Source organism: Chryseobacterium sp. IT-36CA2, from assembly GCF_949767875.1.
Taxonomy (GTDB): Bacteria; Bacteroidota; Bacteroidia; order Flavobacteriales; family Weeksellaceae; genus Chryseobacterium.
The window spans coordinates 571,339-591,306 of sequence record NZ_CATKPG010000021.1; the positions used below are offsets into that span (position 1 = coordinate 571,339).

The window sequence follows — 19,968 nt, forward strand, 5'->3', positions numbered from 1 at the left end:
CTTATAAATAAACACCATGAAAAAAGAAGACATTCTGCATCTTGAGAAGCTGATGAATTTCCTAAGCCGCCAGTTTTTAAAGAAAAACCATTGGGAAGATGTTACCAAAACCGAATGGTCTTATATAAGTGCTGAACTGAATGAGCTGATTATCAGTGATTATTCAGACAAAGAGATCAAAAAAGATCCTGATCTTCTGGGAAACAATTATCTGTATGAACATTTGATTATCAACAAACTAAAGAAGTTCAAACACAATGAAAATTCAGTTCTCAGCAGACCAAACCTTGCCAAACTGAGTCAGATTGTTAAAGTTTTGGGATACTCCAACTACATAGATTTCATTAATTCCAATACGGAATCGTTTAATTTTAATGATCTCAGAATTGATATGAATAATGTAACCCAGAATACGTCTCTTTTAGATCGTTTGGTGGGTTGTTGGTATTCTTATAACAGAAACCTTCCAGACAATCCATTGATGGCAAAAGAAGATCGTATATGGCGTTCTGCTATGGAAATTTATAAGTCTGAAACTACCGGAGAATATTTCATTGAAAGAAGCGGCGGCGATCATCATAAGTATTTCGGTAAAGTAACGGCGTATTCGGATTATGTATTTATTATCATGAACAGTAATACATTTATCCGCCAAAGGCATTTTATTTCAAGAATAAAAGATATTAAAGAAAAACTTAAAAACCCAGACTATAAACTCCTAGAAATCCACTTTATAAGCACTTGTATCAGCTTCAATCAGGAACCGATTGCTTTGTTTGAAATCTTCCGGAAAGCAGACAGAAAAAACTTTATTTCAGACTCTATCAGTTTCCCGATTGATAGTGATGAGATACCTGAATCAATTCTTAAACAGCTTGAAGACATTGAATCTAACAGAATTGATTACAGATAGTTAAGTAAAATTTTTTATAGTAACTGGAAGAACTGATTTTTTTTGAAAATGAATGTAACGTATTTGAATTTATAATACTTACTAGATAAATAATAATAAAAAACAGGACTATGAAAACAACTACAAAAAATCAATATGCTTCTGAGAAGAATACTCTTATCTTTTTTTCATCAATGCTTTTAGGCTATAATCTCTACCAGGAAATTTATCATCCTGAAAAGGCAGATCTTACCTTATGTCTTATTATCATTGCTCTTACGACTTTTACGGTACAAAAATACCGGACTAAAATGGGAGAATAGTAAAGATCCTTATCAATTTATATATCTACTGCCCCGGAATAAAACAATTCCGGGGTTTGTTTTTATTTCTGTTATGTTTAGAATACATTTAACCCTTAAAAATCAACACATTACTACAATAATTCTCTAACTTGATAGTTCTAAATATGAACCCTTCAATCGTGTTGCTATGGAATATTATGAATTGTATGAAGTTTTGAAAAATCATTTTGATTCCGGAAGAGGCAAGGTTGAACTCAAAGAACTGAATGTAACCATTGAATCCATTCCTTTTGAATCTAAAGTTTCTGACCTGCTTTACGGTTCAGGACATCAACATTGCAGCAGACATCAGCAACTCCTCGAAGTCAACAAAAATAGTTATCTCATTTACGATCAGCCAGCTGTAGATATCAAAGATTTTGATATTGAATGTAATAAAAGGTTTGAATACCATATCCTGAAACGCGCAGATATTGAAATAGCTCAAGGAGCTCTATTTTTCTTCCATGGCCTGAATGAAAAGAAATGGGATAAATATCTTCCTTGGGCGTATGAACTGGCTCAAAGAACACAGAAAGCCATTATTTTGTTCCCTATTGCATTTCACATGGATCGCGCAGAACCCATCTGGAGTGACCGCCACCATATGATGGAAGTTGTCAATTTCAGGAAGAAAAAATATCCGGAAAATATGAATTATTCCTACGTGAATGCTGCTATAAGTTCCAGATTGGAAGCGCATCCTCAAAGAATTTTCTGGTCCGGGCTACAGACCTATTCTGATATTACAGAAGTAGTAAAAGAGATTAAAAACGGTAAAATCAAGAGTATTTCCACAGAGGCAGATCTGGATTTATTTGGATATTCTATAGGCTCTTTTCTTTCAATGATTATCAAAATGGCAGATCCTCATCATTATTTTACCCACTCTAAAGTTTTTTGTTTTTGTGGTGGAATGACGATCGACAGGATGTTTCCGATTTCCAAATACATCATGGATACTCAGGCAACAGTTAAAATGCAGTCTGTTTTTACAGAATTACTGAGCTCTGATTTTAAATCAGATAAGAGATTAAAACATTATCAGAACGAAGACTTACATCCTCAGGAAAGCTGGTTCAAAAAGATGCTTCGTTACAATTATTTTCAAAAAGAAAGGGAAGAAAGAATCCAGGAAATTCAGTCTCAGATCAAAGCATATGTGCTTGAAAAAGATAGCGTAGCTCCTCCAATGGAAGCATTAAATACGTTGCAAGGAGGTTACAGGAATATCAATGTGGATGTTGAAATCAAAGACTTTCCGTTTGATTATTCCCATATGGTTCCGTTTCCGCTTACTCACAAGCATAAGAATGAGGTTACGGAAGCTTTTAACCATTTTGTACAATCTGCCAGTGACTTTTATAACACCTGATCATGTTCAGGTATAAAAAAGAGAAAGGAATAGTTTAAAAATCAATAATATAAGGTCCATGGTGTTCATTTTTAGATTATGAGGAAGTACATTTAAACATATATCTTCCTTATTTATCAACTGACCAGCCAGTCTTTGAAATCTTTCACACGGTCTCTGCTTACAGTAATTTCCTCTTCCGGCTGAAATTCCAGATCCACTTTATAATAAGGTGAGGTGTGAATGTTTTTGATATAATCTGAGCTTATAATAAACTGTCTGTTGACACGGAAAAATTTTTTCTGATCCAGAACATCTTCCAGCTCGTCCAACGTAAAATCTGACGGATAAGTACGGTCTTCAGTCTGAAGGTAAACTATTTTATTTTCACTGAAAAAACAGCTTATTTCAGGAGTCTGTATGATTTTAAGATTATACCCTATTTTTACCAGAACCCTGGAAAGCGTAGATTTTTCTTTTCTGATCAGCTGTTTAATATCCTGAGAGCCATTGGTATCATTGGCTGGGATGAAAGATTTAAACTTTTCCACGGCACCTTGCAGGTCTTCATCAAGAATAGGTTTTAAAAGGTAATCAATGCTGTTCAGTTTAAAAGCTTTCAGTGTATACTGATCAAAGGCTGTTGTATAGATAATAAAACCTTTTGTAGGCACTTTCTCAAAGATATCAAAAGACAATCCGTCACCTAAAACAATGTCAGAAAAGATCAGCTGCGGGTGTTCGTTTTCAGAAAACCAGGCTACTCCTTCCTCTACAGATTCTATTTTAGCAACTACTTCTATTTCAGGGAAATTACTCAGCATTCTTTCTAATTTCCTTGAAGCAGGTTTTTCGTCTTCTATAATGACAGTTTTGATCATTGAGCTTTAATTTTGGTTTTCAGATTTTGGGAAATAAAGTTAGATAAAAGAGGGCAAATTTTAATAATCTATTCGTTTTTTCTCTTTTCTAAGTTCTTTTTCAATCATATTTCTTTCCCATTCGGAATCAAAAAGAAATAGTTTTGTAGCTTTTACAAGAATGATAAATGCCCAGATTCCAAGGATAGTATATCTATCAAACAATCTGAATTGCACAATATGTTCACCAAAAATATCATCCGGGATGAGAAGAACGGCAAAGATGGCAAAGATAAAAAGGTTTTTATAGAATCTTCTGATGCTGTTTGTTCTTGCAGAGGCAGTTTCGTAATCCATGATTGTATCTGTTTTTTGTTATGGTTATTATTTAAAAAGTTTTTATTTTCGGCTTTTCTTCTTTCTCCATCAGTTCTTTTATTTTTCTTTCTTCCCAGCTTTTTCCAATTCCAAATACACTTATTGCATGGAATGTAATTCCTATTCCCCATCCCAGTGCAGGCCATAAAAACCATAAATATCCTGGGGCAGTCACAAGGTTCAGTATTGCTAAAAAGGGAATTACTACACAATATGAAGTAAGGTTTCCGTAAAACTCTTTTAATTCTTTTACTCTTCTTGAAGCTTTTCTGTAAGCAATCGTCTCTTTATTTGGTAAAATTTCCATAATGTTTTGTTTTAAAGATTGATTTGTTTTTTCTTGAATCAAAGGTAAGTCAGGAAAAGGCCTTCAATCAATTTTATATTACCGAATGGTAGATTATGCTATCCGAACCGTAAAAAACTGTATTTAATAGATAAACGGGATCAGTTTCTTGGTGCTTTTTCTATATTCAATATACTCATCTCCGAACTTTTCTACCAAAGCCTGCTCTTCGATTTTAATCCTGTATACAAAAGCTAAAAACGGAGGTACAAAAGCAAAGATTAATGACAGCCAGTTATTTAAATACAAACCAAGCCCAAGAGAGGTTAAAAGAGAGAAAGCATAAGAAGGATGTCTCAGGTATTTGTAAAACCCTTCTTTTTTGATTTTATGATCCTGTCTGATGGTGACATCTACAGTAAAATATTTCCCTAGCGATCTGATGATAGTATACCTTACAATAATCCCAACAAGAATGAAAAGCTCACCCAAATAAAGAATCCAGACATCATCGACAATTGGAAAATGAGTATTATAAGATATGCTGATAGAGGTAACGATGGAAAAAGGAATGGCAAGCCATAAGATATTCAGAGTAGATTTATCTTTGTTCTTTTGATCTTCCTTTCCAGATTTTAAAATGTTCTTGTAAAGGAATTCTGTGAGAAACCAGGCGGCCATTGAAATGTAAAACACAGTTGATAAGATGTTCATTTTCAATAAGTTTTCAAGGTTAAAAGTGTTTTTCTTCTAATGGTCTTTCTGTTTATCCATCAGTTCTTTAATCTTATTATCCTCCCATTTTCTGATAAAATTAATACGAGGCAGGAAAACGGTAACAGCGTGAGCCGCCAATCCTATTCCCCAAAAAGTAGCCGTAAAAAAGTTTTTAAACTGAAAATAGCTTTCTCCAGGTTTCAGATGCATACAATTGTATACAACAATCATTGCATTCACTGCGATATACGCGAATAAATGTCCGTAAAATCCACGCAGTCTTTCTACCTGTCTTCTGGCGCGTTGGTATTCAATATCGTTTTCGTCAAACCTTTCCATATTTCTATTTTTTTTGTTTGTTCATAATTTCACGAATCTTCTTTTCCTGCCATGACTCTCCCACTCCAAAAACCTGAAAAGCGTGCGATGCAACTCCTATTCCCCATCCCAATACCGGAAACCAAAACCATTGATTTCTGCTACTTGTATAAAGATTGATAAAGATCAAAAAGGAGCATACGGTACAGTAAGAAATCAGATTCATATAAAAGCTTTTTATTTCTTTTACTCTTTTTTGTGCACGTTTGTAGGCAGCCGTTTCATCTTCTGGTTTTGTGCTGGAAATATGCGGCTTAGCCAAAAGCATCGGCAGTTTTACTTTAAAGTGATCTTCAGACTTTTCTATGAATACATTTCGTTCAGTAAGTAGCGAATAACGCTGTACAATATTAGCAAGCCCGATCCCAGAGCTTTCTTTGATCTGTTCTCTCACCTGAAGATTATTTTCAATACAAAGGGTATTTCCGTCCGAAAAAATTCTGATGATTAAAGGTTTTGATGACGTTGCAAAATTGTGCTTGATACAATTCTCCAGTAGTAATTGCAAAGCCAGCGGAACAACATATTTCTGATAGTCTTCTTTACCAACATCAAAAGTAAAATCTACACTGTCTTCAAATCTTGTTTTTAAAAGATCACAATAGGTTTTGGCAAATTCTATTTCATCTTCTACCGTTACCAGCTCCTTATCTTTCTGCTCAAGTACATACCGGTAAATCTTTGACATTGAAGCCGTAAACTTTTGTGCCTGAAGAGGGTTTTCATCAATCAGAGAGCTTAAAACATTCAATGAATTGAAAAGGAAATGCGGATCCAGCTGATTTTTTAAACTTTCAAACTGAGCATTGGCAGACTTGGCAATAAGCTTCTGTTCCACCACTTCTTTTCTGGAAGTTTTCTTCAGTTCTTCCATGAAGCTTCTGGCATGAAGAAAAGCTGATATCAATAATGCGATATTGATCGTAAACCAATTGAGGAAATTATATTTTCCAAGGAAAAACTCTTCTGTAGTGGCCGCTTTCTGAATGACTACAAAGTTGATGTAATTACAAAAATAGACCAGTACAAAATTGGCTACAATAATTGAAATGATACTTATAACTGCTCTTTTGGTGGTAGCTTCAGACCATGGAATTTTTTTATTCAGAAAGCTGTTCAGCATTCCGTTTCCTCCTCCCAGCACGAAGGAATAAATAAATGAGATGAGTATGGTATATAAAAAGTTCTCAAGATTCTTTTCTTCTGTAAAGACAAAAAAGAAAAACATGGAGACTGCAAGTGATACCCAGAATAATATGATAAAATTTTTCCGTTTCATGATCTATTTTCTTGACTCAAAATTAGTTTTTATTAAAGGTATCAAAAATTAATTCTTACCGAAAGGCTATTTTTTCTCCCTGAACAGTATAAAAAAACCTTCACGAATGAAGGTTGGTTTTTAAAGTAAAATATTAATAAAATTATTTAGCTTTTTCTGCGGGCAGGCTTAGTAAATAATTTAATTCTCCTTTCCCCCAGTTAGGATCTAATGCTGTTTTGGGTTTGTACGCATTAAATTTTGCCTGAGCGTCTTTAAACATTTCCAGCCCTTTTGTTTTACTTCCTCCATATTGTTCAGGAGTAAAATATACGTCTTCCGCTTTGATAAGGGCAACTCTTGGGTTTGAAGGGTCTAATTTTTCTGCAGTATTCATCTCCTCAGCAGCTCTTGCCCCATCTGTCATATAACGCTGTGCAGGATTTACCATCATTCTCAGAGAGTAAGACATTTTTCTTAACAGATGAATTTCCGCATTATCTGCACCGGCCAGATTCTGAGCCATAGAAAGGTGTTTCTCTGCCTGATCTGCAATGACATCCAGTTCCTGCATTTTTCCGTCTCTCATCAGGGTTCTTCCTTTTTGAATATAAGAAAATGCTGCGTAATATGCCGGAAGCCATTTTGTACTTTCCTTACTCCCTATCCTCTGAAAATCATTGGCCAGCGTCTGGAAATCTTCAGATGTTTTACAGGTTTCTATTCTTCCTATTTTTTCAGACATTATTTTGTCATAATCTGCCTGTGCAAAAGCGGTTAAGCTTACAAAAGCTAAAGCAAAGCTTAAAATGTATTTTTTCATGAAGTCAAATTTTAAAAGTTAGTTATGTTTGGTTGTTCTAAGATATGTTTTTTATAAATTATTATTGATAGCATCATCTGTTTTGTCTACTCCAAAACTTATGAATGCCCCTATAAAGACAAAAGTATTGACTGGTGGAACGATTGCAGAACTTCTGGAACCATCTGCGGAGAAATTATAGCCATATACATTCTTTGATCCTAAAATATTACTGATACTCAATACAAATACAGGAAAAGCTTTTGCATTTTTTTTGCCGATGTTGGGCAAATAATTAAGGCTGAAATTCAAGGCGTTGTAATCTTTTAATCTTCCTTCATTTCGGGTATAATTAATGGCTTTTCCATTCTCTAATGTAGAGGCAATATCATAATAAGGACGTCCTTTTGCGTAAGTATAAGATAAGTTTACACCCAGTTTCCATTCCGGAATAAATCTTTTTGCCACTGCTGAAAGTGTGTGTTGAGCGGCAAAACTTGGCTGCAGGCTTACAGGATAATTCAGGAAATCTCTTTTTGAATCCAGGTACGAGTAACTGATCCAATAGTCGATATTTTCAAAGGTCTTTTTATTATCTCTCCAGAAAAACTCCACTCCTTTTGCATAACCGTATCCATTATTGTTTAAAGCGGTCTGGGTTTGTTGATTTTGTTCCTTATCCGGTGTAACATTAAATGTCTTGATAAGCTGATCATATTTTTTATAAAATGCTTCGAAACGTAAAGTTCTCCCCTCAGAAGCTCTCTGAACCTGGAAAATATAATGCTGGGATTTCTGGAAATCAAGATTTGCAGGTCCATTGATATATTTACTTTCAGGATTCTGATAAAAAAGTCCGTAAGCTAATGAAGTGGTCCAGTCTTTTGCAAGTCGGTAAGCAATGGCAAAACGTGGGGCAATATTATTCTTTCCTAAAAAAGAAGAATGCTCTGCCCTTACTCCTATTTTTGCTGATAATGCATTGCTGAATCCAAGATCCGTTTCCACGAAAGCGGAAGAAATTAAGTCTTTATAATGCTTCTGTACTGATTCAAAATTCAGGTTTTCATTGGTATTATTTAATTCAATTCCCCCTCTCACAGCACTGATTCTGTTGATTTTTCTTTCGAGAACCGCTTTGAAATTCAGATAATTTCCATCGGTTAGCAACTGGCTTCTATTGGATTCAATATCATTGGTTTCTGTAGAAAAATGAAGATCAGATCTATTGTAGGAATAAGAACCACCTACATTCAGTAGATATTTTCCAAATTTCTGTCTAAAAGACAGGTTATGAAAAGTATTCTTCCCGTTTAGCTTTACGAGGCTGAAATCATATCCCGGCTCCAGACTTTCTGATCTCACGCCCATTTTATTGGAATTGAACATTCCGTAATATTTAAAAAAGCCTCCTGATTTTGTTTTAAATCTGAAATTCAGATCCCCGTTAAGCCCTTGTGGTGCTTCAACAAAGTCTGTATTAAAATTAAAAACTTTCTGCATCAGACTTAAAAGAGAATAGCCAGCTGTAGCTCCATAGGAATAGTTTTTATTGTCTCCCAGCTTCTGAAAGCCAGCATTCACGAAAATAGGTGATATTCCTACGCTGTATGAACTTTCATCAGGAAGATCAACACTTTCCAGCATCAGGGCTCCAGAAAGAGCCTGTCCATACAATGCAGAATAGCCACCACTTGAGAAGATATTTCCTTTAAAAAGAGAAGTATTGAACTGATCTCTCCCTGCAATTCCCGGAACAGAATTAGAAAAGTAATTGTTGATAAGGCTTCCATCCATAAAAATCTTAGATTCCGTTCCGGTACCTCCACGAATGAATAGACCTTCTGTTCCTCCTACTTTCTGTACTCCCGGAAGATAGGTCAATGCCGAAGAGATCTGTCCATCTGCTCCTGCTGTGGTATAAATATCAATTGGACTTAGTAATGCTGTTGCTCTTTTCTTATCACTGGCTTCAATAGATCCTGCAGAAACTACTACTGCATCAATCTCACTAATTTGTTCTTTAAGATCTACATTCAAAGAAACATCTTGATTCTCAATAGAAACTGTTCTTTCTATATTTTCATATTTTGGATGGGTAAAAGTTATGACGTGGGTTCCTTTTTCTGAAGTCTCAAATGTAAAATTACCCTGAGCGTCCGTTGTAGACCCATCGTAGGTATCTTTCAACGTCACGTTTACTTCTGCCACCCCTTTATTTTTGAAGGAAACTTTTCCTGATATTTTCACCTGAGAATATCCCATGATGGAAATGAGAAGGAGAATTAGAAAGAGTATGTTTTGTCCTTGTGTTTTCATTTTTATTGTTTTCTGGGTCAAAAATAGCACGAGAAATGCCTTTCTGTAAAAATTTTATTACCGAAAGGCATTCTTTTGCTACCGAATGGTAATTAATGAATCGGAATACAAAAATCCACGATCATTTTTCCTTCAGGATGCTCTTTAAAATTTGTGTGATAGATTTCGAAAGGAAAGGTTCTTCTTATGGAATATTTATTTTCATTCATCCACAAAAACAAAGAAACCCAGCACTGCTCGAAGTCATTTAGGGTAACTTCTCCCGTTCCTACAATAAATCTTCCGGCTTCAATAGTTTCTGCAAATACTTCACCTTCCTGATGTGCCAGCCTTTCATTTAAAAGCATACACGCATGAATTCTTACTTTGTCAAGAGGTGTTATTTTGCAGCTGTCATGATAAACGGAAATCATTTTGACATTCTCCCGCGGAAAAAGACTCTTTCTGCTGGCCCAGTCTATTAAAATATTAAAAGAGGGCTCCACATTGGCAATTCCCAGACTCATTACTGCTGCCAGATTCATTTCAGGCATTTCTTTTACTTCGATTTTTAAATTCATATTGGTCCAATTTAATAGGTTTTCAATATTGCAAATGTATTGGCTGAAAACTGTATCAATTTGTCCGTTATTGCTTTGTGTTTGTAAAATCTTGTGAAATTTTTCCGGAGCCAATCTGCGGAATTCCGTGGGTGCCAGACCGTAATATTTCTTGAATGTTTTGCAGAAAACTGAATGATTGGAGAATCCAAGATCCCAATAGATATCTTTAATCTCCATGTGTTTATGCAGCGCCAAATGAAGTGCGCTTTTCTCTATTTTCTTCCTGATAATATAGTTTTGAAGCGTTTCTCCTGTGACCAGCTTAAATATTCTGTGAAAATGAAATGGTGAATAGGCACTTACCTCTGAAACTTTTTCCAGAGACAGGTCAGCATCAATATGGTTATCAATATATTGAATTGTTTTTACAATCCGTTTTTTATACTCTTCCACTTCAAAGTTGTTAATTCGCAAAGATATTTTTCCGGAACCAAATTCTGTTGTTTATTATTGCTATTATGAGAAATTTACTCCATTTTTTTACTCTAAACTTCTTCTTTAAAATGTTTAATAAGCGGTATGGTATCTTTAATACTCTGATCTGTTGAAGCAATATAACTGTAGTAACCTTCATGAATAAAAATCTCTTTGGTAAAAAATTTTTCACCTTCAATAACGCATTCATTGTTCAACACTTCAAAGGATTCCAAAGGAAGCATCATTCCTGCTCCATGGGCTTTTATGACAGCTTCTTTTCTTGTCCAATAGGTAAAGAATCCCTTTGTTTTATCATCAGAATCATGTATTTCCTTAAACTCGTTAGTTGTCATCTGAAATGTAAAATCCAGATAACTGATTTTAGGATCACTGAATTCTACATCTATTCCCAAAGGATACTCTGCAATTGCACAAACCACAAGATCTTTAGAATGCGATATATTAAAATAAAGATCAGATCCTTTTAAATAAGGTTTTTTGTTGGGTAGAATCCCTATTTCTGCTTCAAAGATGTTGTAATACGTTTTCAATCCATATTGTAAGAGCACCTTCCCCAGTAAAGAAAGCTGTGCATCCTGCCACCTCCTGTACCTCAGAATTTCCTGTTGAATTTCCTGGGTAAATGTTCTCAGGTACCGGTCAAGGATAAACTGGTGTTTTTCTTCACTGATGAATGTATACAGAATAATCATTTTTTTTCCTGTAGAGAAGCCTGATTTATAAATTGCTTTCTAACCACTAAAATAAGCTTTTTTTCGCCTCTTTTTAAAGAAGTTAGCCAATATACAACGTTTCAGAATTTAAGGTTAAAAAAAAGCCAGAATAAGGTTTCCAATCAAAGTAACTTTTTAAAAAAGATTAAGATCATAAAGCGCTTTGGAAAATCTTTTTTAAATTTATCGTAAAATCACTATAAATCATTTAAAAAATGAAAGTACAAACATTAGCATTATTGGCTGGATTTGCATTTTTAGCAGTTTCATGCGGAACAACAAAAATGTACTCTGTAAATGCCAAAAGCGGAACACAGACAGGAGGAACTGCGAAGTTTACTCAAAACGGAAATGAAGTAACAATGAAGCTGGATATTACCAACCTTACTCCTGGAATCCATGCAGTACACATTCATGAAAAAGGAGACTGCTCTGCAGCAGACGGAACTTCTACCGGAGGTCACTGGAATCCTTCCAAGAATGATCACGGTAAATGGGGTGCCGAACATTTCCATATGGGAGATATAGGAAACCTGGTTGCTGATCAGAGCGGAACTGCAACATTGACTTTCAAGACAGACAAGTGGTGTCTGGGCTGTACAGATGAGTCTAAGAACATCATCGGAAAAGGTCTTATCGTGCACGCTGCTGCTGATGATTTCCATACCCAGCCTACCGGAAATGCCGGAGGAAGAGTGGGATGTGTAGAAATTAAGTAATCTTATTACTCAATAAAAAAACCGCTAATTTTCATTAGCGGTTTTTTTATGTTTAGGATTTAGCTCCCATATCTGATACAATATTCATTGCTTCCTGCAGGTAAAGATCTTTTTTCAGATTCTTGATCCACATTTCAGATTTTTTCTTGAAAGCTTCATCTTTTTTCTCTCTTTCAATCTCACTTGGATACATCATAAACTGAAGTCCGTTCTCAAATTTAGTCAAAGCTTTGAACTTTTCAATCTGAGATTTTCTATTCTTCATCAGCTCATTAAACTTGGTTATATTCAAAGTGATATTTTCTTCTTTATCCAGTTTTTCTCTCCACTGAGCAGATTCTAATAACAACTGATAATTGCTGTTTTTAGCCATTCTGTCTGCACTTGCTTTCTCAAGAGCCTGAATATTGAAATAGTTCAGTTTCTGGAATTTTGTAGGTGGAATTTTATCCCAAGCTAAGGCATAATCATCATATCTCTCTCCTACTTCAGCATAAGTAAAGAAATCCTTCATCTGGATATCAGAAACGATCCCTTTTCTCTGAGTAGATTCTCCTGTAATTCTGTAGAATTTCTGGATCGTCAGTTTTAAAGAACCGAAATCATCTTCCGTGTTCAGGAATCTGTTCAGGTCAACAAACGTCTGAACAGTTCCTTTTCCAAAAGACTGTGGAGATCCAATGATCATTGCTCTTCCGTTATCCTGCATTACTCCTGCAAGGATCTCTGAAGCTGAAGCCGAAAGTTCATTCTGCATGATCACAAGCGGACCTGTCCAGATTGGTGCTTCATTTTTATTCTTAAGCGTCTGTATTTTTCCGTTTCCGTCTTTTACCTGAACGTAAGGACCTGCTTCCATGAAAAGTCCCATAATGTCACCTACTTCAGTTAATGACCCTCCTCCGTTGTTTCTTAGGTCAAGAATAATTCCTTCAATGTTCTGTTCTTTCAGTTTAACGATCTCATTTTTGATGTCGTCAGAAGCATTTCTTCCTTTGGCATTTTCAAAATCAGCATTAAAGCTTGGAAGATTGATAAATCCGTATTTCTTGCCATTTGGAGTATTCACTACAATACTTCTTGCAAAAGTATCTTCAATAGCAACTTCTTCACGGATCATTGTTACATCTTTGATTGTACCGTCTTTTTTCTGAACAGTCAGTGTAACAGGTGTTCCTTTCTCTCCTCTGATCAATCGTACAGCTTCATCAGAAAGCATTCCCACTACATTTACTGCATCTTCTTTAGGTTTAGATCTTACTTTCAGAATCTTATCTCCTTCTGAAAGCTGCTTAGATTTCCATGCAGGTGCACCTATTGTAAGAGCCCCCAGATAAAGGTTTCCTTTTTTCTCTTGAATAAGAGCTCCGATCCCAATTACTTTTCCGGTAAACTGGGTATCAAAATCTTCTTTATCTTTTGGAGAATAATAGTTGGTATGCGGATCAAATACTTCTGTATAAGCATTCATATACACTGTAAACCAATCCATTTTCTTTCTCTTTTTGAATCTGGTAAAGGTATCTTTCACAAGATCTTTTACTTCATCAGTCGCTTTTTTGATCTTTTCATCCTGAGTAAGCGGCTTAAATTTGATGGTATCTTTCAGTTTATACTTCTGAACAGAGTCTTTCTTTTCTTTTTGAGCTTCTTCTTTACTGTTCATCGATTCAACTTCCTGAAGGATATTGTATTTGATGAACTTTTTCCACTCATTATATTGTTCCTGTTTGTTGGCAGGTACTTTTTTAAGTTTTGGTTCTAAAGTAAGATTTTCATCTTCCTGAAGATTGATTGGCTTGCTGAAAATATCCTGTGTGATTTTATCAATCTCATCCACCCTTTGATATAGCCTGTCAATCGTAAGCTTATAGAATGTAAGATCTCCCTGGCCGATATAATCATCAAGTTTTGTTTCGTGCTTGTTGAATTCATCCATATCAGATTGCAGAAAATATCTTTTTGCAGGATCTACTAATTCGAAATAATGCTTATAAACGTCCTTCGAATAGGCGTCATTGATAGTCTTTGGGCTATAATGCAGATAAGAAAGTGTGTTTTTTACACTCACCATAATCGTCTGCATCTTTTCATCGTCATTCTTTGGCGAGTTGAAACAAAACATCAGACTGGTTAATGGAATAAGAAGTAAGAATTTATTCAGTTTGAAATTTTTCCACATAAACTGTCTTTATTTATTAATTTTTAAATAAGTATAGTAATTAGTAGCAGTAAGTTTGGTACTGTTACAAATGATCAAATTTAATACCTTATTTGCAATTATCAGACAGTTTTAAATATTTTTTTATTAAAGGAATACAAATTCTCTTTATACAGAGATAATCTCATATAAAAATGCTTGATCAGAAATACTATTCTTTTTTTACACACATAATTAGGTAAGAAAAATATACTTACTAAAAATTTATAATAAAATAAAAATATAAGACACAAATATGATATTTTAAAAAGAAAGGTCTATTTGACGATTTATTGAGATTAAAATTCATAAAAATTAAGAGAAAATTTAAAAAAAAATTACTTTTTAAAAAATTTCTCCCTTAACATAGATATAAAATTTTAAAAAACCCACTTTATGCAAATTTATATAACTGTAAACAAAACAGTTATGCAAGTGTCGTATATGTGTAGTACACATTGTTTATCAAAAAGAAGTGATAAATATATAGTTTCACAGTCGAAAAGTTTGAAGATTCATAGATCAAATTCATTTTGTATAACGATTTCACTTCTACCAAAAGTGAAATAATCAATACTAAAATATTACGTTCTATTTGTACCTGATAAACATTTCAAGAAAACACATTTTTTTAAAACTCATAAATATGAAAAAAAATTATTCAATTGCTGTAGCAATTGCTGCTTCAGCGATGCTTAATGCACAAACCAGTGCTGTGGGCATAAATACCAATGCTCCCACCAATACATTAGACGTTAATGGAACCGCCCGAGTAAGAACTTTAGTTCCCAATACTTATGTTTCTGGTGTTGACAAAATAGTAGTAGCAAATGCATCCGGAGTATTAAAATCTGTCCCTGAAAGTGCTATTTCTACCCCTCTTTCCTATAATATTTTATTTGACCAAACTTCTTTAGGAATTGCTGCTATTGATGATGCTGATACCAGTGCAAGCAATACCAGAACTCCTGTTGAAATTCAAAACAATTCCTTAACTCTTGCAAAAGATGCTCTGGTGCAGATTAACTTTTCTGTTCCTCTCAATAAGGTTTATGAACATGGCACTACCCAACCTCCAAAAGATGGAAGAATGAAAATGCTCAGAACCAATTTGGTCGTGGATGGTAACATCGTTACAAAATCAACAAACACCGTTACTAATTATGTAAACCCAGATGAGCCTACTCCACCTCCTGCTTTAACTGGTATTTTTTATAACACCGGTAGTTTCTTCATAAAACTAGCTGCAGGAACCCATACAATTAAATTGGAAGGAACATGCAACCCATATATATCCTGTGAACAGGGTGGCAATTTATCCGGAGCCAGATTTCAGGCAATAGCCATTTACTAATAATTCTTTTTACAAAAAATATTTTAACCTTAATTTTAAATTAAATTCACGATGAAAAAGACAATTTTGGCAGGTTTATTACTTGCAACATTTAGCACTTCTTCACTTATGAGTGCAAACACAAAAGAGCTTAGAACTAATGCTAACAGTGAAAAAACACTCTGCTGTTGGTTTAAAGTTTGTTATGAGACCAGACAAGAAGGTTCTTGTACTGTTACTTATAAAGTTGTAACTAAGTATTTTCTTTGCTGCCCATTAGGGACTACCAGAACAGTTTCTTCAAAATCTTGTACTTCTACTACTATTCCTACCAATCCTGGAAACCCTGGAAACCCTGGTGGAGCAAATAGAATTGCAAAATAAAGTATTACTTATTTTAATTTTTAATTATTCCCTTCAGGCTAAACCTGAGGGGAATTTTATTTATATTCAAAATATAAAACAGATACCACAAAAACTAATTTCAACTCAAAAAGGCATAAAATATGCAGATAATTAATCATACAAGTTAAAAATATTAAGTTATGAAAAGTTTACTATGGTTAGTCGCAGTCATCTGCATCGTTGTTTGGCTTTTAGGAATGTTAGGGATAGTTCCGGGTATTAGTACGGGTTATTTAATTCACATTTTATTGGTCATTGCTATTATTGTTATTCTTTATAACATTATCTCCGGAAGAAAACCCCTCGATTAGTTTATTATTTTGTTAAACATTTACATTAAGACCCTCTTATCAGGTGCTCTCCTTCTGGAAAAGCACCTGTAAAGGTCTAGTCAGGTTCAATGTATTAATTTTCCTTCATCTCAGTTTGACTTTCTATATTTAAAAATCTTCTCAATTCCTTCTTTCAACCATGTTTCGCCTTTAAAATTCTACACTTACAATTCCTGATTTGCAATCATCAATAACAAATCCGGTATTTTATTGCGTCTTATTTTTAACTACATTTGATGTGTTGAAAATCTACTTGTTCAATTCTGAAAATGAACAAACTCACCCTATTTAAATAAAAAATAAAGATAATTTATGGAAAGACCACTTATTCTGGTGACTAATGATGATGGAATTACAGCTCCTGGTATCAGAAATCTTATCAATTTTATGAATGAAATCGGAGAAGTAGTTGTTGTTGCACCAAATTCTCCTCAAAGTGGAAAAGGCCACGCTATTACCATCAATTCTACGCTGAGCTATGAAGAAGTTACTTTGGATGGCCCGCAGACTGATTTCTCATGCAGCGGAACTCCTGTAGACTGTGTAAAAATGGCTCTTGACAAAATTCTGACAAGAAGGCCTGACATTGTGGTTTCAGGAATCAATCACGGAGCGAATTCTTCCATCAATGTGATCTATTCCGGGACGATGTCTGCGGCTGTGGAAGCTGGTGTTGAGGGCATTCCTGCTATTGGATTCTCATTATTGGATTTCAGCTGGGAAGCCGATTTTACCCAGGCTAAAGAATTCATTCAGAATATTGTAAGAAGAACACTGGAAAACCCAATGCCTAAAGGAGTTGTACTGAATGTCAACATTCCTAAACTTCCGGCTGAGGAAATAAAAGGAGTAAAGGTTTGTAAGCAGGCTAATGCCAAATGGGAAGAAAGCTTTGATGAAAGAATAAATCCACATGGTAAAAAATATTACTGGTTGACTGGTTATTTCAACAATATGGATGATTCTGAAGATGCTGATGAAACAGCATTGGCAAACGGATATATTTCAATTGTTCCAGTAAAATTTGACCTTACAGCGTATGAATACATGAAAACATTGGAAGAAGTGATGACTTTTGAAAATGTAAAATAGAAAGTATTCTTTTTTTTAAAAAATAAACCCCGGTATGAAATAAAGTTTTCATACCGGGATTTTTTATGTTAACAATGGTAAAACCATCATTATGGACGTGTTCCTTTGATATTATTTACTACCTTTATTCTGACAAATAATTACAAAATGCGTATAGAATATGACATAAAACTGGGTTTTAAGGATGTAATGTTCCGCCCAAAACGTTCTACTTTAAAATCCCGTTCGGAAGTTGATTTACAAAGAGAATTTATCTTTAAGCATACTCAAAAAAAATGGACAGGAGTTCCCGTAATTGCAGCCAATATGGATACGGTAGGAACTTTTGAAATGGCTGTAGAACTTGCCAAAGAAAAGATTATTACAGCAGTTCACAAACATTATACTCCCGAAGAATGGAGCCAGTTTCTCGACAGCCAGCCGGAAAGTATTCATCAGTATATTGCTTTAAGCACAGGGACAGGAAAGGCTGATGAGGAAAAAATAAGACAAATCCTCGAAAAACACCCAAAAATTGAGTTTCTCTGTATAGATGTAGCCAATGGATATTCTGAGCATTTCGTTGAATTTGTGAAGAAAGCAAGGGCTAATTTTCCGGATAAAATTATTATGGCCGGAAATGTGGTTACTGGAGAAATGGTAGAAGAGCTTCTTCTGGTAGGTGCAGATATTATAAAAGTAGGTATCGGTCCCGGATCTGTTTGTACAACGAGAGTAAAAACAGGGGTAGGATATCCGCAGCTTTCTGCTATTATTGAGTGTGCAGATGCCGCTCATGGTTTAGGAGGACACATCATTGCCGATGGCGGCTGTAAAGTACCCGGAGATGTTGCAAAAGCCTTCGGAGGTGGGGCTGATTTCGTAATGTTGGGCGGAATGTTTGCCGGACATGATGAGAGTGGCGGAGAAATGATTGAAGAAAACGGTAAAAAATATCGTTCTTTCTATGGAATGAGCTCCAAAACAGCTATGGATAAGCATTCCGGAGGTGTAGCAGAATATCGTGCTTCAGAAGGAAAAACAGTAAAAGTAGCTTATAAAGGTCCCGTTTCAGAAACGGTAAAGGATATTTTAGGGGGAGTAAGATCTACCTGCACTTATGTAGGAGCTTCGAAGCTTAAAGAACTTTCCAAAAGAACTACTTTTATAAGAGTTCAGGAACAGGAAAATCAGGTTTTTAAGGACTAAAAATAAAAGGCTTTAGAGTTATTATCTAAAGCCTTTATTTATTTTTCTGTTCTGATGTATTTTTTATTGAAATATTTTTGAAGCTGATCGTTTATAAAGGTTTCTTTTTCATTTACAGAAGCCATTTCAACAAAATACAAAACTCTAGGAACCTCTTTTATTCTATCCACTACAACAGAGTCTTTAGATGAATTTCTAATGGTTTCTACTCTTCCATTTATCTGTTTTTCATATTCTTTCAAATTTGTAGTCAAAATTTCCATTATTATATTTTCTCCATTAAAATTAAGATTAAAATAGGCATATTTTTCAGGAAAAATTTTCAGTTCGGGAAAGAAAATAATGAAAAGGGAAATCCACCAAATTTTTTTAATTTTTTCAAATTTAAAAAAGATAATTAATGAAAAAGTGATTAAGAAATAGAAGATAATACTCTCAAACTGTCTTGCAACAGAATTGAGAATATAGCTTGTAAATAATAACGGAAGTAGAGAAACTGACCAAAATAGGACCGCTTTTTTGAATGTTATTTTTGTACTTATGTTTTTAAGCTCTTCTTCAAAAATTTTGATAAATAATGGTAATACTAAAAGAACTTTAACTGCAACATACATTGTATTAGCTCCAAAAAGGGTAATTCTTTTCAACCATTTTATGATTCCTGTTTCTGTCTCTCCCATTCTGTTGAAATTTCCTGGTGCAAGAAAGCTTATCAATAAAAAAGAGCTTCCTATCCCTAATAAAATCAGACTTTTCTTATTGCGATTCTGATAATAAGATACTAGCAGAATTCCCTTAACAATTAATGCCAGAATTTCATTAGACCCCATCAGAATTATGATCAGTAAACTGGAAAGATAAAACCATATATTCTTCCCTGTATCTTCATTTTTTTTGAGAAAATAGAGTAAGATACCCGATAAAATTGCAGGAACGAAATAAACATTAGACCCTGTGATCCAAAAGTAGTGCTCAGGCAGACTTACCAGAAGTGCGGTATAAAAGAAAAACAGAAGAAATCCCTTTTTGAGGGACTCTTTCGGAGAATAAATGAAATATTCTTTAAAATTTAACGCCGACACTCCAATAAAGGATAGCATCAAAAAGATAGGATATATCTTCGGAAGAATATTACTTTTATCATAAAAGACAGGATTAAACATATTGATAGAATAACCAAAATACCTCCCGCCCCAAGTTGTATAGGTTTCTATAAAGCTTTGCAGTAGTCCTACTTTTCTGGTTGTATAGGACCAGAAATAATCATCGGTCTGATATACATTAAAAAAACTAATGTACGCCAGACCGATACCTATTATAATCGACAAGAATAATACTATATTCTGTACTTTTTTCAT

The 19,968-nt window shown here is 34.5% G+C and carries 21 protein-coding genes; 9 read left to right on the forward strand and 12 right to left on the reverse strand.

Going from position 1 to position 19,968, the window contains the following annotated elements; all coding sequences use genetic code 11:
* The first annotated feature begins 16 nt into the window (after positions 1–16).
* The 3 genes from ACM6F9_RS14090 (at position 17) to ACM6F9_RS14100 (ending at position 2,611) form a co-directional block, all read left to right on the forward strand.
* Positions 17–913 (forward strand): hypothetical protein, encoded by an 897-nt coding sequence (locus ACM6F9_RS14090; RefSeq protein WP_414846293.1) that lies wholly within the window; start codon positions 17–19, stop codon positions 911–913.
* A gap of 110 nt (positions 914–1,023) precedes the next feature.
* The gene (locus ACM6F9_RS14095; protein WP_414846294.1) at positions 1,024–1,215 is read left to right on the forward strand and encodes a hypothetical protein; all 192 of its coding nucleotides are present in this window, start codon (positions 1,024–1,026) and stop codon (positions 1,213–1,215) included.
* Between the two features lie 169 nt (positions 1,216–1,384).
* Positions 1,385–2,611, forward strand: coding sequence for a DUF6051 family protein (locus ACM6F9_RS14100; protein ID WP_414846295.1), 1,227 nt, complete (start codon positions 1,385–1,387; stop codon positions 2,609–2,611).
* Between the two features lie 116 nt (positions 2,612–2,727).
* On the opposite strand, the gene ACM6F9_RS14105 is transcribed toward ACM6F9_RS14100, so the two are convergent.
* The 10 genes from ACM6F9_RS14105 to ACM6F9_RS14150 all read right to left on the reverse strand — a co-directional run bounded on the left by ACM6F9_RS14105 (position 2,728) and on the right by ACM6F9_RS14150 (position 11,320).
* Complete coding sequence (locus tag ACM6F9_RS14105; RefSeq protein ID WP_414846296.1) at positions 2,728–3,471, reverse strand: LytR/AlgR family response regulator transcription factor; 744 nt, start codon at positions 3,469–3,471, stop codon at positions 2,728–2,730.
* Between the two features lie 60 nt (positions 3,472–3,531).
* On the reverse strand, positions 3,532–3,807 hold the full coding sequence (locus tag ACM6F9_RS14110) for a 2TM domain-containing protein (protein ID WP_414846297.1): 276 nt from the start codon (positions 3,805–3,807) through the stop codon (positions 3,532–3,534).
* Positions 3,808–3,838: 31 nt separating this feature from the next.
* The gene (locus ACM6F9_RS14115) at positions 3,839–4,135 is read right to left on the reverse strand and encodes a 2TM domain-containing protein (RefSeq protein WP_129041191.1); all 297 of its coding nucleotides are present in this window, start codon (positions 4,133–4,135) and stop codon (positions 3,839–3,841) included.
* Between the two features lie 123 nt (positions 4,136–4,258).
* Complete coding sequence (locus ACM6F9_RS14120) at positions 4,259–4,828, reverse strand: methyltransferase family protein (protein WP_414846298.1); 570 nt, start codon at positions 4,826–4,828, stop codon at positions 4,259–4,261.
* A gap of 36 nt (positions 4,829–4,864) precedes the next feature.
* The gene (locus ACM6F9_RS14125; RefSeq protein WP_105700302.1) at positions 4,865–5,170 is read right to left on the reverse strand and encodes a 2TM domain-containing protein; all 306 of its coding nucleotides are present in this window, start codon (positions 5,168–5,170) and stop codon (positions 4,865–4,867) included.
* A gap of 4 nt (positions 5,171–5,174) precedes the next feature.
* A complete protein-coding gene (locus ACM6F9_RS14130) occupies positions 5,175–6,488 on the reverse strand; it encodes a 2TM domain-containing protein (protein WP_414846299.1) in 1,314 nt (437 codons plus the stop codon).
* Positions 6,489–6,630: 142 nt separating this feature from the next.
* Positions 6,631–7,290, reverse strand: coding sequence for a hypothetical protein (locus tag ACM6F9_RS14135; protein WP_414846300.1), 660 nt, complete (start codon positions 7,288–7,290; stop codon positions 6,631–6,633).
* A gap of 51 nt (positions 7,291–7,341) precedes the next feature.
* Positions 7,342–9,588: a TonB-dependent receptor gene (locus ACM6F9_RS14140; protein ID WP_414846301.1), complete on the reverse strand. Its 2,247-nt coding sequence runs from the start codon at positions 9,586–9,588 to the stop codon at positions 7,342–7,344.
* Positions 9,589–9,680: 92 nt separating this feature from the next.
* Positions 9,681–10,583 (reverse strand): AraC family transcriptional regulator, encoded by a 903-nt coding sequence (locus tag ACM6F9_RS14145; RefSeq protein WP_414846302.1) that lies wholly within the window; start codon positions 10,581–10,583, stop codon positions 9,681–9,683.
* Positions 10,584–10,675: 92 nt separating this feature from the next.
* Positions 10,676–11,320 (reverse strand): 4'-phosphopantetheinyl transferase family protein, encoded by a 645-nt coding sequence (locus tag ACM6F9_RS14150; protein ID WP_414846303.1) that lies wholly within the window; start codon positions 11,318–11,320, stop codon positions 10,676–10,678.
* Between the two features lie 236 nt (positions 11,321–11,556).
* Between ACM6F9_RS14150 and ACM6F9_RS14155 the strand changes: the two genes are divergently transcribed.
* Positions 11,557–12,060, forward strand: a complete 504-nt coding sequence (locus ACM6F9_RS14155) for a superoxide dismutase family protein (RefSeq protein ID WP_105700296.1) — start codon at positions 11,557–11,559, stop codon at positions 12,058–12,060.
* A 52-nt stretch (positions 12,061–12,112) separates the two neighbouring features.
* Here ACM6F9_RS14155 and ACM6F9_RS14160 read toward each other — a convergent pair whose 3' ends face one another.
* Positions 12,113–14,242 carry a carboxy terminal-processing peptidase gene (locus ACM6F9_RS14160; protein ID WP_414846304.1) on the reverse strand — a complete coding sequence of 710 codons (2,130 nt, stop codon included), beginning with the start codon at positions 14,240–14,242 and terminating at the stop codon, positions 12,113–12,115.
* A gap of 664 nt (positions 14,243–14,906) precedes the next feature.
* Here ACM6F9_RS14160 and ACM6F9_RS14165 point away from each other — a divergent pair.
* From ACM6F9_RS14165 to ACM6F9_RS14185, 5 genes are all read left to right on the forward strand, one after another.
* Entirely contained in the window at positions 14,907–15,614 is a 708-nt protein-coding gene (locus tag ACM6F9_RS14165) for a hypothetical protein (RefSeq protein ID WP_414846305.1), read from the forward strand.
* A 51-nt stretch (positions 15,615–15,665) separates the two neighbouring features.
* On the forward strand, positions 15,666–15,977 hold the full coding sequence (locus ACM6F9_RS14170; protein ID WP_414846306.1) for a hypothetical protein: 312 nt from the start codon (positions 15,666–15,668) through the stop codon (positions 15,975–15,977).
* Positions 15,978–16,138: 161 nt separating this feature from the next.
* Complete coding sequence (locus ACM6F9_RS14175; RefSeq protein WP_105704558.1) at positions 16,139–16,309, forward strand: lmo0937 family membrane protein; 171 nt, start codon at positions 16,139–16,141, stop codon at positions 16,307–16,309.
* Positions 16,310–16,642: 333 nt separating this feature from the next.
* The gene (gene surE, locus ACM6F9_RS14180) at positions 16,643–17,422 is read left to right on the forward strand and encodes a 5'/3'-nucleotidase SurE (protein ID WP_414846307.1); all 780 of its coding nucleotides are present in this window, start codon (positions 16,643–16,645) and stop codon (positions 17,420–17,422) included.
* 147 nt (positions 17,423–17,569) lie between these two features.
* Positions 17,570–18,610, forward strand: a complete 1,041-nt coding sequence (locus ACM6F9_RS14185) for a GMP reductase (RefSeq protein WP_414846308.1) — start codon at positions 17,570–17,572, stop codon at positions 18,608–18,610.
* Positions 18,611–18,648: 38 nt separating this feature from the next.
* On the opposite strand, the gene ACM6F9_RS14190 is transcribed toward ACM6F9_RS14185, so the two are convergent.
* Complete coding sequence (locus ACM6F9_RS14190) at positions 18,649–19,968, reverse strand: DUF6056 family protein (RefSeq protein WP_414846309.1); 1,320 nt, start codon at positions 19,966–19,968, stop codon at positions 18,649–18,651.